The following is a 15,386-nucleotide window of genomic DNA, read 5'->3' as shown; positions in this document are numbered from 1 at the left end:
GCTGGCATGTTGAAACTGCCGCGTACCATCCGTCTCGATCCCTCGGATACCTTTGTGTTCGCGCGCGCGGCCGAACCCGGCGAATGGGCAGTTTCGGGGGCCTTTATATTCTGGAACGTCGATCCGGCCACGCTCGATCAGAAGCAGCGCGTGGCGCTGCGCTCGGGTTTTCTCGGCATCGACAGTCTCGGCTGGTCGACATTGGCGATCGTTACCGAAGCGAGTGAAGCGGACCGGCACGCCATGGTCGAGCGCCTTGCCGGACAGTTGATGGAAAAGTTCGGGGCACCTGATATTGCCGCTGCGCGCAGCGCCGCGGAGGAGGAAGTCGCATTCGCGGCCTCGCTGTGCGACCATCCGGCGCAGACCCTGCTGGCCGTGCAACGCAGCATCGAGGGCGGCGAAATCCGCGAACGGTTCCGCACGCTGAAACCGCGTCCGGCCGCCGACAATGCCGATCAATTGCATGGCCATGCCCGGGCCTTTACCTTTCATGAAGTAGAAGGCGAAGCGGAGCCGGCGGAAGAGGTCGATCTGCTCGGCTTGCTCGGGACGGATCACAGGAAGACGGATCGCACATGAGAGAGTTTTGGGTCGCATCCGGCCATCATCTGACTCGCCGCGGCGATCACGGCGGGCTGCTGGCTACGCCCGAGCTGATCATGGCCTATCTGGCGCGGCCGGAATTGATGCCGCCGGAGGATGCCTGCGAGGCCGAGCGCGCGCTGCATGCCAGCCTGCTGGCCGATCCGTTGCGCCCGGTTTCGAAGGCCGATATCGCCGGCATCGCTGACGCCGATGCGCGCGAGAACTGGTCGTTCATGATGAACTTTCGCGACCGGCTGGTCGCGGCGCCGTCACTCGAAGCCGTCTACTTGACGCTGGCGCGCAAGGGTGCCGGCGAACTGCCGCCGATCTTTCTGTCGCAGCTCGTCCATCTCATCCTGCGCAATGCGCTGGAAGGGTGCGACGATCCCTATATCCTGCGTGCCGGCGAGTTGTTTTATCGCAGCCAGTCGGCCGCCGTTCACGAAGGGACGCTGCTGCTGGCCGACGCCGAAGTCGTCGAGGCCCAGCAGCATGCCCAGCACGATATGCATTTGTCGCCGCTGTCAGCCATGCTGCAACCGCAGGCCTTTGGCGAAATGGACGTGATGGACGACGATAACGCCTGGACCTATTGGTCGAGGTCGGATGCGCATGCGATGGCGATGAATGTCGGCGGCAATCCGAAGGCGCGCGCCGGGCTCTGCCGCGTCATCGAGCGCTGGATCGCGCATCTGCTCGGCATTGCCGTCAGCGTCGAAACGGTGCCGGCGATCGAAGACCGCGATTGGCGCTGGTTCATTGGTCTTGACACCGAAGCCACCCGCATCGGCAACGCGCTGTGGAACGGCGCTGCGCTCGACGGCGGCGAGGCGGAACGCATCGTTGCGCTGATGCGGCTGAGCTTTGAGGATACGCGCCTGGTGGACGAACGTGTCGGCGAGCGGCCGGTCTATCTCATTCTGGCCGCGGGCGGGGACAAGGTGGTGCGGCTCAAGCCGCAAAATCTGATCGTGGGTTTGCCGCTGGCGGCGGCAGCGAATGTGGCATGATCGGCGGCAGGATGGAGTTGCGGCGATGGCGTTGAGCGAAGCATCCCGGCAAGTCGGTGTAGTGCTGCGCCGCCGTGCGATCGACAATCCCTGGATCGATCACGCCTGGTCGCCGCTGAAGGTGCTGGACGAGGTGCCGGAGACCGCGCCGTGGACCGTGCTGTCGCGCGAGTCCGATGCCACGATCTATTACGCGGGCGAGGCGAGCATCGAGCTGTTCAGCTCTGATACGGCGGCCTATCGCGACAATCTCGCCGACGGCAGCCCTCGCATCTGGATCGCGCTGCGGCGTCAGGAGGGCGGCGACGAACTCGAACTGACCAAGGTCACGGCCGACCCGACCGAGGGCGAGGCGATGTTCGAAAGCGGCTGCGATGTGATCGGCGCCGTGCCGATGCCGCCCGAGATCGCGGCGTGGATCGCGGCCTTTGTCGATCAATTCCATGTCGAGCGTGTCTTCCACAAGCGCCAGCGCGACCGCGCAAGCGGCGAGCGCGGCTCACGCCCTCCCGGCGAGCGAGGAGGCCACGAATGAGCGGGCAGGACGAGCAGGACGACAAGGGCTTTCTGGCGCGCTGGTCGCAGCGCAAGCTGGAGGCGAAGCAGCCGGAGGAAAAGCTACCGGAGCCGAAGCCCGACCTGCCTGCGGCCGAGACTGCCGAGCCAAAGCCGCAGGATCAAACCGGCGAAGCCGTCGAGGAATTCGATCTCTCAACTTTGCCGAAACTTGAAGACATTACGGGGACGACCGACGTCTCCGTTTTCCTGCGCAAGGGGGTGCCAGAGCATCTGCGCAATGCGGCGCTGCGAAAATCCTGGGCGCTCGATCCCGCGGTTCGCAACTACGTCAATCCCGCACTTGATTATGCCTATGACTGGAACACGCCGGGCGGCGTGCCCGGGACAGGCGAACTCGGCGCCGGTATCGATATCTCAAAACTGGTCGCGCAGATCATGGGTGACGAACCGCCGGCCGAAGGGAAAGAGGCGACGGCAATCCCATCCGTGCCGCCTTCCGAGCATGCCGCGGTGCAAGGGAAAGATGTAGCATTTCCGACCCACGCGCTGCGCGTGAGCGATGAGGCGGTTTCTGGTGCCGAAGATGGCACCACCGAGGCGAGCAAGGGGCGCGAATCCGACACTCCCGATTCTGTTGCGCCGCAGCGGCCGGTGCGACGTCATGGCTCAGCGAAACCAACTGATTAGACAAAAGTTTTTGACGACATAGGTATGGCCTATGTTAGTTGTTCCGAGACTGGAATAATTCCAGTTCTAAATTGTATGCCTTAATATGAGGCATGGGTCGGGCGGGGGATCGAAGCGGTCAGACCATGCGGGACGCTGGTTTGGAACAAGCCATCAAGGCAGCAGGCGGCGTTGCATCGCTGGCACGTGGGATTGGCATTGCGCAGCCCTCGGTGTCGGCGTGGTCGCGCATTCCTGCCGAACGTGTGCTGGCCGTCGAGGCGCTGACCCAGGTGTCGCGCAACATCCTTCGTCCCGATCTCTACGGACCTTCCAGGGATCAGGTGACAGAGAGATCCGACATCGACGAGATCGATCATCTGCGTGCCGCCGAATACGGCCTGCTGTCGCTGCTGCTCGGCAAGGCGCCGGATGCCGACACGCTCGCGCGCGTTGCGACGCTGAAGGGCGATGCGTCCGATCTCGGTATGGCGCATGTCGAACTGGCAACGGCCGCGTCGGCTGCCGACGATGGCGCCACCAGTAAGGAATTTTTCAATCTCTTCATCGGCGTCGGTCGCGGCGAACTGCTGCCTTACGCCTCGTACTACCTCACGGGCTTTCTGCACGAGCGCCCGCTGGCGCGGGTGCGCGAAGATTTCGACCGCCTCGGCATCGAGCGCGCCGGGCCCTCGCGCGAACCGGAAGACCATATCGCCATCCTGCTCGAGGTGATGAGCGGGCTGGCGCGCGGCGAGTTTGAAGCCGATTTCGGCGAGCAGAAAAAGTTCTTCGAGCGGCATCTCAAGCCATGGGCGGCGCGGATGTTCGCCGATCTCGAAATGTCGCAATCGGCCAGGTTCTATCGCGCCGTCGGGCGCGTCGGCCGTGTCTTCATCGAACTGGAATCCGAGGCGTTCGCGCTGTCCGAGTGACGGTGCGCGCCATGACGTGGAGGAAACTGCAATGAGCAAACCATCCGACAGCAAGAGCAAGCCGCAGGCGGGCGTCGACCGCCGCCGCTTCTTCACGATGGGTGGATCGGCCGTGGTGGCGGCTGCGACTGTGCCGCTGGCAAGCGGCGAGGCGGTCGCCGACGAGTCGCAGGCCGAGCGCGTCAAGGCCCGTTACAAGGAGACGGACCACGTGAAGAATTTCTATCGCGTCAATCGCTACTGATGGGGTCACGCACATGTTGATCAAGCGAAAAGAAGGCTCCGCGGGCAGGGCGCGTTTGCAGGGGATCGCCGCCGGTCTTGCCTCCGGCGTGCTCGACCGCCGTACGTTTTTGCGCCGCTCAGGGCTGGCTGCCGGCGTCGGCGCTACCGTCGGCCTGATGCCGCTGGGTTCGGTGCGCAAGGCTGAGGCCGGTCCGAAGATCGTCGGCGCGCCGACCGAAGTGCGCAAGAACATCTGCACGCATTGCTCGGTCGGCTGCACCGTGATCGCCGAAGTGCAGAACGGCGTCTGGGTCGGCCAGGAGCCGGCGTGGGATTCTCCGATCAACCGCGGCTCGCACTGCGCCAAGGGCGCCTCGGTGCGCGAGCTCACCCACGGCGATCGCCGCCTGAAATATCCGATGAAGCTCGTCAACGGCGAGTGGCAGAAGATCGGATGGGATCAGGCCATCAACGAGATCGGCGACAAGATGCTCGAGATCCGGGCCAAGTCCGGCGCCGATTCCGTTTACCTCCTGGGCTCCGCGAAGTTCTCCAACGAGGGCGGCTATCTGTTCCGCAAATTTGCGGCGTTCTGGGGCACCAATTCGATCGACCACCAGGCCCGCATCTGCCACTCCACCACCGTCGCCGGCGTCGCCAATACCTGGGGCTACGGCGCGATGACGAATTCCTACAATGACATCAGGAATTCGAAGACCATCGTGTTCATGGGCTCGAATGCGGCCGAGGCGCACCCGGTTTCGCTCCAGCACATCCTGACCGGCAAGGAGATCAACCGCGCCAACGTGTTCGTGCTCGACCCGCGCTTCACGCGTACGGCAGCGCATGCGACCGAGTATGTCCGCTTCCGCGGCGGCACCGACATCGCAGTGATCTGGGGCCTGCTGCACCACATCTTCAATAATGGCTGGGAGGACAAGCAGTTCATCGCCCAGCGCGTCTACGGCATGGATCAGATCCGCGCCGAAGTCGCCAAATGGACCCCGGACGAGGTGGAGCGCGTCACCGGCATTCCTGGCGAGCAGATGAAGAAGATCGCCGAGACCTTTGCCACGCAAAAGCCCTCGACCTTCATCTGGTGCATGGGCGGCACCCAGCACACCGTCGGCACCGCCAACGTGCGCGCCTATTGCTGCCTGCTGCTCGCGACCGGCAATGTCGGCGCTTATGGCACCGGCGCCAACATCTTCCGCGGCCACTGCAACGTGCAGGGCGCGACCGACATCGGCCTCGATATCACCTCGCTGCCGCTCTATTACGGCCTGGTCGAAGGCGCCTGGAAGCACTGGGCACGGGTTTGGGAGGTCGAATACGACTATCTGCAATCGCGCTTCGACGAAGTGCCGGCCAAGGCTGGCCGTCCGGCCCGCAACCGCAAGCAGAACATGGAGCTGCCGGGCATCCCATGGACCCGCTGGTTCGATGCGACGCTCTCCAACCCCGATGATGTCGACCAGCGCGATGCCGTGAAGGGCGTCTTCATCATGGGTCACGGCGGCAACACCATTCCGCGCATGACGGAAATGGTGAAGGGCCTCGAGAAGCTCGAACTGCTCGTGGTCGCCGATCCGCATCCGACGACATTTGCGGCGATCTCCGAGCGCAAGAACGGCACGTATCTGCTGCCGGCCTGCACCCAGTTCGAAACCTCGGGCTCGCGCACGGCATCGAACCGCTCGCTACAGTGGGGCGAGCAGATCGTCAAACCGATCTTCGAATCGAAGGACGACTACGAGATCATCTATCGCCTGTCGGAAAAGCTCGGCTTCGCCGACAGGATGTTCAAGAACATCAAGGTCGAGAACAAGCGGCCCTCGCCGGAAGATTTGCTGCGCGAGATCAACCGCGGCGGCTTCTCGACCGGCTATTCCGGCCAGTCGCCGGAGCGGCTGAAGGCGCACATGAAGAACCAGGGCAAGTTCGACCTGGTGACGCTGCGCGCCAAGGCGGATGAGCCGGAGATCGGCGGCGACTATTACGGCCTGCCGTGGCCGTGCTGGGGCACACCGCAGATCAAACATCCCGGCACCCACACGCTCTACAACACCAACCTTCATGTGAAGGACGGCGGCGGCACGTTCCGCGCACGCTTCGGCGTCGTGTACGAAGAGAAGCAGCCGGACGGTTCGGTCAAGAACGTCAACCTGCTGGCGGAAGGCTCCTACAGCAAGGGTTCGGAGCTGACCGACGGCTATCCGGAATTCACCTATGGCGTGCTGAAAAAGCTCGGCTGGGACAAGGATCTCACGCCGGAAGAGCTCGCCACCATCAACAAGATCGGCGGCAACAATCCTGACGGCGTCGGCTGGGCGGTCGATCTCTCCGGCGGCATCATCCGCGTCACGCTGGAGCATGGCGTGATGGCCTATGGCAACGGCAAGGCGCGCGCGGTGGCGTGGAATCTGCCTGATCCCGTGCCGGTGCATCGCGAGCCGATCTACACGCCGCGTCCTGAACTAGTCGCGAAATATCCGACGCGTCCGGACGGACGTCAGTTCCGCATGGCCAATCTCGGCTTCTCGATCCAGAAGGCCGCGGTGGAGAAGGGGCTGGCAAAGCAGTTCCCGATCATCCTGACCTCGGGACGCCTGGTCGAATATGAAGGCGGCGGCGAAGAGACGCGTTCGAACAAGTGGCTCGCCGAATTGCAGCAGGACATGTTCGTCGAGGTCAACACATCGGATGCCGCCGAGCGCGGCATCAAGGACGGCGGCTGGGTCTGGGTCTATGGCCCGGAAAACAGCTCCAAGGCCCGGGTCAAGGCGCTGGTCACCGACCGCGTCGGCAAGGGCGTGGCGTTCATGCCGTTCCACTTCTCCGGCTGGTTCCAGGGTGTCGACCAGCGCGGCAAATATCCGAAGGGCGCAGATCCGATCGTGCTCGGTGAAAGCGTCAACACCATCACGTCCTACGGCTACGACCCCGTCACCGGCATGCACGAGGGCAAGGTGACCCTGTGCCAGATCCAGGCGGCGTGAGAGGAGAATAGATATGGCTCGCGTCAAATTCCTTTGTGATGCCGACCGCTGCATCGAATGCAACGCCTGCGTCACGGCCTGCAAGAACGAGCACGAAGTGCCGTGGGGCATCAACCGCCGGCGCGTCGTCACCATCAATGACGGCAAGCCGGGCGAACGCTCGGTGTCGATGGCCTGTATGCACTGCACCGACGCGCCGTGCGCGGCGGTCTGTCCGGTGTCGTGCTTCTACACCACCGCCGACGGCGTGGTGCTGCACTCCAAGGACCTCTGCATCGGCTGCGGCTATTGCTTCTACGCCTGTCCGTTCGGAGCGCCGCAATATCCGAAGGTCGGCAATTTCGGCTCGCGCGGCAAGATGGACAAGTGCACCTACTGTGCAGGTGGGCCGGAGGCCGACTCGACGCCGGCCGAATACGCCAAATACGGCGCCAACCGCCTCGCCGAAGGCAAACTGCCGATCTGCGCCGAGATGTGCTCGACCAAATCGCTGCTGGCCGGCGACGGCGCGATCATCGCCCAAATCTACAAGGAGCGCGTGACGAAGCGCGGCTACGGCTCGGGCATGTGGGGCTGGAAGACGGCCTACGCCGACTCGCCGACCGGCTGATGCAACTCGCGCCGCTGCGCTCGGCCGCAGCGGCGCTCGCGTAACATGGAAAACCGAAAGGGCGTTGTGCAGATGCCAGGCTCGCTTTCAACCCTCAAGGCGCTTTGCGCCGCCATCGCGCTGCTGTTCGTGGTCGTGCAGCCGGCCGCAGCGCAATTGTCGTTCAAGCCTACCGCGGAAGCCGTTCAGGAGGACAAGCTCCTCGGCGCGCTGAAGGAGGGCGACAAGATCACCGGGCGCATCTCGATCCCCGATCCGATGGCCAGAAACCTGATCCAGCCGGCCGGCCGCGACTGGCGCGATTTCCAGCGCAGCAAGCTGCCGGTCATCGGCGGCGTCGCCATCCTCGGCATGCTGGCGTTACTGGCGATCTTCCTGATGGTGCGCGGACGCATCCGCCCTGAGCGCGGTTTTTCGGGCATGAAGATCCTGCGCTTTGCGAGCTTCGAGCGATTCATCCACTGGATGACGGCGAGCTGCTTCGTCGTGCTGGCGTTGTCCGGACTCAATATCAGCTTCGGCCGGGCGCTCATCCTGCCGCTGTTAGGCCCCTCCGCGTTCGCAACGCTGTCGGCCTACGCCAAGATCGCGCATGATTTCCTGGCGTTTCCGTTCATGTTCGGCGTGCTCGTGATGTTCCTGATCTGGATCAAGGACAACATTCCCGGCAAGCTCGACTGGCAGTGGCTGAAGCAGGGCGGCGGCCTTCTCGGAAAAGGCAGCCATCCGCCGGCGAAACGTTTCAACGCCGGGCAGAAGGGCATTTTCTGGATCGTGGTCATCGGCGGCGCGCTGATGGGCGTGTCCGGCTGGTTCATGCTGTTCCCATATCTTCCGGCCAACGTCACCGAACTCCAGTTCTGGACCGTGATCCACGCCATCATCGCGATGCTGTTCATCGCGGCGATGCTGGCGCACATCTACATCGGCTCGGTCGGCATGGAAGGCGCCTTCGACGCCATGGGAACCGGCGAGGTCGATCTCAACTGGGCGAAGGAACATCACTCGCTCTGGGTCGAGGAAGAGCAGGCCAAAGGCCGCGCTCCGGCGGCGGGCTCGCATGCCCAGCCGGCCGAATAGGCTGCAAGGATTGGGTAGGGAAGCACCATGAAGATGTTTATCGCGGCCGTTGTGTTTGCGGTGTTGGCCGCCTTCGTCGCGTCGTTCGTGCTGAGCGGCGTGCAGATGGCAAGCTACACTGCCTTCACCACCAGCGGCGCCAGGGTCGGCGACCCCGGCACCAATCTGGTCGGGCCGGGTTGAGGAAGCTTGAACACGCAAACTGCCGCGCCGCCCTGGCCGGTTGAAATCCGGCTGCGCAAGGATCGCCGGACCCTGCATGTCAGCTTCGACGACGGCACGGAATTCGACCTGCCGGCGGAACTGTTGCGGGTGACAAGCCCGTCGGCGGAAGTGCAGGGCCATTCGGAAGCCGAGCGCAAGACGGTCGGCGGCAAGCGCAACGTCGCCATTCTCTCGGTCGATGCCGTCGGCAATTATGCGGTCCGGCTCGGTTTCGACGACATGCATACGACCGGCATCTACTCCTGGGCGTTCCTGCACGATCTCGGTGTCAATGCCGGGCAGCGTTTCCAAAACTATCTCGACGATCTCCAGGCCAAGGGCCTCGACCGCGACAGACCCGGTATGCGCTGACCGGGCCATGCGCGGCGTGTTCCGCGAGGTGCCTTGACGGCGGCACATTCGCGCGAAAGCATTGCCGGCGAATGCCAGAGCCTCGCCCCATTTCCCGCCGGCCAGTCCTGACCCTTGCCGCCTTGCTGGTGACGCTGCCGTTGCAGACGACGTTTGCCGCCGCGCAATTGCGCGGCCATGGCGGGCCGGTGCGGGCGGTCGCGATTTCGGCCGACGGGAAAACCGCGCTCTCGGGAAGCTTTGATTCAACCGCGATCCGCTGGTCGCTGACGCGCGATGCGGCCGAGCAGGTGCTGCGTTTCCATGCCGATGCCGTGAACGCCGTCGCGCTGCTGAGGGACGGCCGCGCGGCCACCGCCGGCGCCGACGGGCGGATCGCGATCTGGACGCCGGGCAAAGCGCAGCCTGACACGGTGCTCGAAGGCCACACGGCGCCGATCGTCGCGCTGGCGGTGTCTCCTGACGGGACGATGCTGGCCTCTGCTTCGTGGGATCAGACGGTTCGGCTGTGGCCGCTCGCGGGCGGTTCGCCGCGCGTGCTCGAAGGGCACACCCAGAACGTCAATGGCGTCGCCTTTACGCCCGATGGACGGGCACTGGTGAGCGTGAGCTACGATCAGAGCGTACGCATCTGGCCGCTCACATCAGGCTCCGCCCCGGCGGTCGTCGCCATGCCGACACCGCTCAATGCAGTGGCCATCGGCAGCGATGGCGAGATCGCGGCCGGCGGCGGCGATGGCAGGGTCTACTTCCTCGCTGCCGACGGCGCGCGCACGGGTGATGTCGCCGCCGGTCCCCGGCCGATGATCTCGCTTGCCGTCGCGCCCGATGGCGCACTCGCCGCGGCAGCGAGCATCGGCGGATCGGTGGCAATCATCGATCGCAAGACGCACGCATTGGCGCGCACGCTGGTAGGCCCGGGCCTGCCGGTATGGTCGGTGGCGTTCCTGCCGGACAGCCGCACGCTGCTGACGGGTGGCGCCGACAACATCATCCGCCGCTGGAATGCGGCGACCGGCGAGCCCGTCGATACCGTCCTGATCGAAACGGCGGGCGATCCGCTCGCCGCCTATGCCGGCGATCGTGGCGCAGAGATTTTTCGCGCCTGCGTCGCGTGCCATACGCTCAGCGCCGAGCAAGGCGTCCGCGCCGGTCCGACGCTCGCGGGCATTTTCGGTAGGCGCATCGCCACCGCGCCGGGCTACAATTTTTCCGACGCGCTCAAGCACCTCGACATCGTCTGGACGCCGGAGACCGTTTCAAAGCTGTTCGAGGTCGGGCCTGCGGCCTACACGCCCGGCACCAAGATGCCGGAGCAGCGGATCGGGTCGGAGCAGGACCGCGCCGCGCTGGTGCAATTTCTCGAGCGCGCGACCGGCAGGTAGTGGATCGCCCGCGCGCTGCTGGCATAAAAAAGGGGCGTGCCGATCTCTGGCACGCCCGATTTTCTTCCGAAGCTGCGATGAGCCGGTATCAGTAGCGGCAGACCAGCGCGCCCCAGCGATTGTAGAAGCAGCGGGGTCCGTAGCCGCCGTAATAGCCATAGCCGCGGCCGCGATAGAAGCCGCGCCCGCCGCCGCGATAGAAGCCACGTCCACGACCACCATAGAAGCCGCGCCCGCGCCCACGATAAGCCTGCGCCGGCGATGTCGTGGCGCCGACGAGGATCGCCGAGGTGCTGAAGAAATACACGAACAACAGAGCCATCGCTGCAAGGCAACGCGTCAGGACGTTGTAGCGTTTAGTCATCTAGGTCTCCCGGTCACTTCCAATGCACCCTGCATCTGGTTCGCCATCTCACTAAGACGCACGAGCACAGCGTTTGGTTCGGATGCGTTAAGACAATATTTTTACTAAGGTTCTTGCGGGCGCGCAGGACTTTATTGAGACGGCCGGATAAGGTCAAGTTTGCGGCCCATTCATCTAGATTGCAAATGCGCTCGCGAATCGTATGCGCTCTCAATTGATTGTGCGTTGCAAAGCATGTTGAAGCGAGAAAAGCCACGCCGTCACCTTGAACTCGACATGATCTTCCGCTTCAGCGCCAAATCATTTCCGCCAGAACAGTGCCCATGCCCAAAAAACATAGTTACGTGCTCGGTCTCAACACCTATGACCACGACGTCAGCGCTTGCCTGCTTCGCGACGGCGCCATCGCGTTCGCAATCTCCAAGGAACGGTTGACGCGCGAAAAGCACGCATCCGGATTCTACAAGGAAGTGATCGACTACTGCCTCGAGGCGGAAGGCATCACGCTCGACGATGTCGATCTCGTCGTGCGCAACAGCTACATCCTCCCGGTTCCCGAAATGGAGGAGCAACTGGCTTTCCGGGACATGCCGGGCTTCCTGCCGCCGCCCGAGCGCGAGCAGGCCGAGAAGCACCCGATCTTCCGGGCGAACTCCGACAAGGTGGTGTCCATCTCGCATCATCTGGCGCATGCCTACAGCGCCTTTGCGGCTTCGCCCTTCGAGGAGGGCGCGGTAATGATCGTCGATGGCGTCGGCAGCTATCGCGCGGACGCCATGGAAAAACCGCCCGGCAACGATGCCGGCAATCCGCTCGCGAGGGAATCGGAAAGCTATTACCGGTTTTCCGGCGCGCGTCTGGAATGCCTCAAGAAGGTCTGGCTGGAGCCGTCCCGCGGCGTGCTCAACGAAGAATTTTACAGCATGCCGGGCCTGGGCGCGCTCTACAGCCGGGCCTCGACCTACGTGTTCGGCGACTGGAACAAGTGCGGCGAACTGATGGGGCTCGCGCCCTATGGCCGTCGCGACCAGGTCAAGCATCTGCTTGCGATGGAGGGCGGCGAGCTGCGCGTGCCGGGCTGGAACAGCGAGTTCAAGCAGCCATTCCTGATCGGCGCGGGCGACTGGGAAAAGCACCCGGCGATGCGGCATTGGGAGGATCTGGCCTGGCGGGTGCAGGACGACACCGAAAACGTGCTGCTGGCGCGCACGCGCTGGCTGCGCGAGACGACGGGAGCCAAGAATCTCTGCATCGCCGGTGGCGTGGCGCTGAACTGTGTCGCCAATGGGCGGATCGCGCGGGAAGGCGGTTTCGAGAATGTCTGGATCCAGCCGGCGGCGGGCGACGACGGCATCGCGATCGGCTGCGCCTATTACGGCTGGCTCGAAGTGCTGAAGCAGCCGCGCACCCATGTGATGGAGCATGCCTATACGGGGCGGGTCTATGGCGAGAACGAGATCGCCGGCACGCTGCAAAAGCCGCTGGTACGCATCCAGATCAAGCCGGTGCGTAGCGAGAATATCTGCCGCGACACGGCGAAGCTGCTGGCCGATCAGAAGGTGATCGGCTGGTTTCAGGGGCCGTCCGAATTCGGGCCGCGCGCGCTCGGCAATCGCAGCCTGCTCGCCGATCCGCGAAAAGCCGAGATGAAGGATATCCTCAACAGCCGCGTCAAGCACCGGCAGGCGTTTCGGCCGTTCGCGCCGATCGTGCTGGCCGAGCGGATGACGGACATTTTTGAGGGCGAGGAGGACTCGCCCTTCATGCTGATCGCAAAGCCGGTGCGGCCCGAATGGCGTGAGAAAATTCCGGGCATCGTGCATGTCGACGGCACGGCGCGGGTGCAGACCGTGCGCGAGGCGACCAATCCAAAGCTCTATCGTCTGTTGAAAGAGTTCGAAGCGCTGACCGGCGTTCCCGTGCTGATCAACACCTCCTTCAACGTGAAGGGCGAGCCGATCGTCGAGACGCCCGACGATGCCATGCAGTGCTTCCTCGCCACCGGCATCGACCATCTGGTGCTGCACGACACGCTGGTGTCGAAGAGCGCTCTGCACAAGGTGGTCGAGCCGCTGGTCAGGACGTTCGGCGACGTTTCGGACCTTGTGAAGGTGGGATCGCAGCCGGCGTAACTTCGCCGACAGCCCGGGTGCGCGTCAGGCGGCCGGCTTCGGCGCCGGCGACGCCGGTTTCGCCGCCGGCGCGGCCGGTTTCGGCAGCGGCTTGTCCTGCTTCTTCGACCAGGAGATGTAGTAGGCGACGGTCGTCATGATCGCGATACCGGCGACGCTGATGAAGATCTGCGCCAGCAGCGAGCCCGAGCTCACCGACAGCAGGAAGTGACCGACGAACGACAGGAACACGCCGACGCAGAACACCGCCAGCGATTGCTGGCCGCAGACCACCAGCGGATCGAACACCTTCCACTCCAGCCCCGGCCAGTCCTTCGGCACGAAGCGGATCACCATGATGACGATGACGACGAAGTGGATGAAGCGGTAGGGCGCCAGGAACGTCTTGTCGTTGGGATTGAAGGTCGAATAGAGCCACTGCGGGAACAGTCCGCCGAAGTCATTGAACTTGCCGGCCATGGTCATGACAAGCGCGAAGATCAGGTAGGCGATGCAGAAATACAGCGTCCAGCGCGACTGGATGATCGCCATCGACTTGCGGGCGCCGCCGAGCGCGCACCAGGCGCCGAACACGAACAGCACCTGCCAGGCGAACGGATTGAAGTACCAGGTGCCGGCCGGATAGGCCGACAGGTTCCAGCCCATCTGGCGCGACACCAGCCACAGCACGATCGAGGCCAGCATGGTGAGGTCGGGCTGGCGCAGCATGATCCACAGGACCGGCGGGAACAGGCCCATCAGCACGATGTAGAGCGGCAGCACGTCGAGGTTGACCGGCTTGAACTTGAGGAACAGGCCCTGCCGCAGCATCTCCGGCGCGTTCTCGATGATGCTGGCGACGTTGAATTCGTTGATGATCTCGGAATCGCCGAAGCGCAGCGCGAGATAGCTGATCGAGGCGATGTAGATCACGAACAGCACGATGTGGGCGACGTAGAGCTGCCAGACGCGCTTGGTCAGCCGCGTGCCGCCGACGATGAAGCCGCGCTCGATCATCATCCGCGCGTAGACGAACGAGGCCGTGTAGCCGGAGATGAAGACGAAGAGGTCGGCGGCGTCGGAAAATCCGTAATTCCGTGTCGTGATCCAGTTCACGACGTTGTCGGGAATATGGTCGAGGTAGATCGCCCAGTTCGCGACCCCGCGAAACAGGTCGAGCCGGAGGTCGCGTCCTTTTTCGGGCAGGGTGGCGTTGATTTTCATGGGTGCCGCTTTGGGTGCCGCTTCGGGGTGGTGCCTTCGAGGGGATACCGCCGCGAAATCGCCTTCCGGACGGCCAGATTGTCACAGTGCAGCATAACGACTATACCGTCCGGAAAGCTGACGTCGGCTTAGGAATCACCGATCAAATCCCTGAAAGGTGTCTCTATCCTATTCCGCCGTTGGCCGCCAAACGTCTCCATGTCGCATATTTCTGGGGAACCGACCATCCATGACCGCACGCATTTTTAAGCCCGCCAAAAACGCGATGCAATCGGGCAGGGCCCAGACCCGCGAATGGCAGCTCGACTACGAGCCGGAGCAGCCGCGGGCGATCGAACCCCTGATGGGCTGGACTTCGTCGGGAGACATGAAGCAGCAGCTCACCCTTCACTTCCATACCAAGGAAGACGCCATCGCCTATTGCGAGCGCAAGGGCATCGCCTACCAGGTGATCGAGCCGAAGGCTTCGGCGCACCGGCAAATTGCCTATGCCGACAATTTTGCCTTCCGGCGCGGCGAGCCCTGGACGCATTAGGGATTTGGACGTACTGAGGGACCGACGCGCCGGGCCGCTAGTCGTTTTGAAGCGGTGGGGGCGGATTCGGGGTCGGTATCGGCAGCGGCGCGTCCTTGGACAGGCCGAGTACCGGATAGCTCCGGATGGTCTTGACGTCGGGCATTGCAGAGAACTGCAGCAGCTGCTGATGCATGCCCTCGACGCTGTGTGCGACGCATTTCAGCAGGAAATCAGAGTCTCCCGAGGGCTGCCAGCACTGCAAGACCAGCGAATTCGACGCGATCTGCGCCTCGAATGCCTGCACGCTACCCCGCGCCTGGCTTGCCAACTGTATCAGGACGAAGGACGTCACCTCATAGCCGAGCAGCCGTTCGTCGAGCGTGGCCGTGATCGCCTTGATGACGCCCTGGCTGCGCAGCGACCGGACGCGCCGCAGGCAGGGAGGCTCGGAGATGCCGACGCGGCTCGCCAGCTCGTTGTTGCGGACGCGTCCGTCCTTCTGGAGTTCGGACAGGATTTTGACGTCGATCTCGTCGAGCTGTGGGCGTTCTGTCATGGCTCAAGGCTCTGGCCGGGC

At 63.8% G+C, this 15,386-nt stretch carries 17 protein-coding genes; 14 read left to right on the top strand and 3 right to left on the bottom strand.

What is annotated here, in order from left to right; genetic code table 11:
- Positions 1–6 precede the first annotated feature (6 nt).
- The 12 genes from JQ628_RS06305 to JQ628_RS06250 all read left to right on the top strand — a co-directional run bounded on the left by JQ628_RS06305 (position 7) and on the right by JQ628_RS06250 (position 10,593).
- Positions 7–582 (top strand): DUF6505 family protein, encoded by a 576-nt coding sequence (locus JQ628_RS06305; RefSeq protein WP_212220858.1) that lies wholly within the window; start codon positions 7–9, stop codon positions 580–582.
- Positions 579–1,598: a DUF6352 family protein gene (locus tag JQ628_RS06300; protein WP_212220856.1), complete on the top strand. Its 1,020-nt coding sequence runs from the start codon at positions 579–581 to the stop codon at positions 1,596–1,598. Before JQ628_RS06305 ends, JQ628_RS06300 begins: the two co-directional genes overlap by 4 nt.
- Positions 1,599–1,623: 25 nt before the next feature.
- Positions 1,624–2,133, top strand: a complete 510-nt coding sequence (locus JQ628_RS06295; protein ID WP_249127506.1) for a DUF3305 domain-containing protein — start codon at positions 1,624–1,626, stop codon at positions 2,131–2,133.
- Positions 2,130–2,804: a DUF3306 domain-containing protein gene (locus JQ628_RS06290; protein ID WP_212220853.1), complete on the top strand. Its 675-nt coding sequence runs from the start codon at positions 2,130–2,132 to the stop codon at positions 2,802–2,804. The genes JQ628_RS06295 and JQ628_RS06290 overlap by 4 nt, the downstream gene beginning before the upstream one ends.
- A gap of 125 nt (positions 2,805–2,929) precedes the next feature.
- Entirely contained in the window at positions 2,930–3,718 is a 789-nt protein-coding gene (locus JQ628_RS06285; RefSeq protein WP_212220850.1) for a molecular chaperone TorD family protein, read from the top strand.
- A 31-nt stretch (positions 3,719–3,749) separates the two neighbouring features.
- A complete protein-coding gene (locus JQ628_RS06280; protein ID WP_212220847.1) occupies positions 3,750–3,962 on the top strand; it encodes a hypothetical protein in 213 nt (70 codons plus the stop codon).
- A 13-nt stretch (positions 3,963–3,975) separates the two neighbouring features.
- Positions 3,976–6,942, top strand: a complete 2,967-nt coding sequence (locus JQ628_RS06275; protein WP_212220844.1) for a formate dehydrogenase subunit alpha — start codon at positions 3,976–3,978, stop codon at positions 6,940–6,942.
- A 13-nt stretch (positions 6,943–6,955) separates the two neighbouring features.
- A complete protein-coding gene (gene fdh3B / locus JQ628_RS06270; RefSeq protein ID WP_212220841.1) occupies positions 6,956–7,552 on the top strand; it encodes a formate dehydrogenase FDH3 subunit beta in 597 nt (198 codons plus the stop codon).
- 72 nt (positions 7,553–7,624) lie between these two features.
- Positions 7,625–8,632, top strand: a complete 1,008-nt coding sequence (locus tag JQ628_RS06265; protein ID WP_212221143.1) for a formate dehydrogenase subunit gamma — start codon at positions 7,625–7,627, stop codon at positions 8,630–8,632.
- Between the two features lie 27 nt (positions 8,633–8,659).
- Positions 8,660–8,815 (top strand): hypothetical protein, encoded by a 156-nt coding sequence (locus JQ628_RS06260; protein ID WP_212220838.1) that lies wholly within the window; start codon positions 8,660–8,662, stop codon positions 8,813–8,815.
- Between the two features lie 6 nt (positions 8,816–8,821).
- A complete protein-coding gene (locus JQ628_RS06255) occupies positions 8,822–9,208 on the top strand; it encodes a gamma-butyrobetaine hydroxylase-like domain-containing protein (protein WP_212220834.1) in 387 nt (128 codons plus the stop codon).
- A 71-nt stretch (positions 9,209–9,279) separates the two neighbouring features.
- On the top strand, positions 9,280–10,593 hold the full coding sequence (locus JQ628_RS06250) for a c-type cytochrome (protein WP_212220831.1): 1,314 nt from the start codon (positions 9,280–9,282) through the stop codon (positions 10,591–10,593).
- 88 nt (positions 10,594–10,681) lie between these two features.
- Here JQ628_RS06250 and JQ628_RS06245 read toward each other — a convergent pair whose 3' ends face one another.
- Positions 10,682–10,957 carry a hypothetical protein gene (locus JQ628_RS06245; RefSeq protein WP_212220828.1) on the bottom strand — a complete coding sequence of 92 codons (276 nt, stop codon included), beginning with the start codon at positions 10,955–10,957 and terminating at the stop codon, positions 10,682–10,684.
- Between the two features lie 323 nt (positions 10,958–11,280).
- Between JQ628_RS06245 and JQ628_RS06240 the strand changes: the two genes are divergently transcribed.
- Positions 11,281–13,089, top strand: coding sequence for a carbamoyltransferase family protein (locus tag JQ628_RS06240; protein WP_212220825.1), 1,809 nt, complete (start codon positions 11,281–11,283; stop codon positions 13,087–13,089).
- 24 nt (positions 13,090–13,113) lie between these two features.
- Here the strand turns inward: JQ628_RS06240 and JQ628_RS06235 are convergent, their stop codons facing one another.
- Positions 13,114–14,292, bottom strand: a complete 1,179-nt coding sequence (locus JQ628_RS06235) for an OpgC domain-containing protein (protein ID WP_212220822.1) — start codon at positions 14,290–14,292, stop codon at positions 13,114–13,116.
- Between the two features lie 229 nt (positions 14,293–14,521).
- Between JQ628_RS06235 and JQ628_RS06230 the strand changes: the two genes are divergently transcribed.
- Positions 14,522–14,827 carry an ETC complex I subunit gene (locus JQ628_RS06230; protein ID WP_212220819.1) on the top strand — a complete coding sequence of 102 codons (306 nt, stop codon included), beginning with the start codon at positions 14,522–14,524 and terminating at the stop codon, positions 14,825–14,827.
- Between the two features lie 37 nt (positions 14,828–14,864).
- On the opposite strand, the gene JQ628_RS06225 is transcribed toward JQ628_RS06230, so the two are convergent.
- On the bottom strand, positions 14,865–15,365 hold the full coding sequence (locus JQ628_RS06225; RefSeq protein ID WP_212220816.1) for an Lrp/AsnC family transcriptional regulator: 501 nt from the start codon (positions 15,363–15,365) through the stop codon (positions 14,865–14,867).
- Between the last annotated feature and the right edge of the window lie 21 nt (positions 15,366–15,386).

The organism is Bradyrhizobium lablabi, assembly GCF_018129385.1.
GTDB classification, from domain to species: Bacteria; Pseudomonadota; Alphaproteobacteria; order Rhizobiales; family Xanthobacteraceae; genus Bradyrhizobium; species Bradyrhizobium lablabi_C.
The sequence above is the reverse complement of the archived record's forward strand: the minus strand, read 5'-3'. Positions and strand labels throughout refer to the sequence as shown.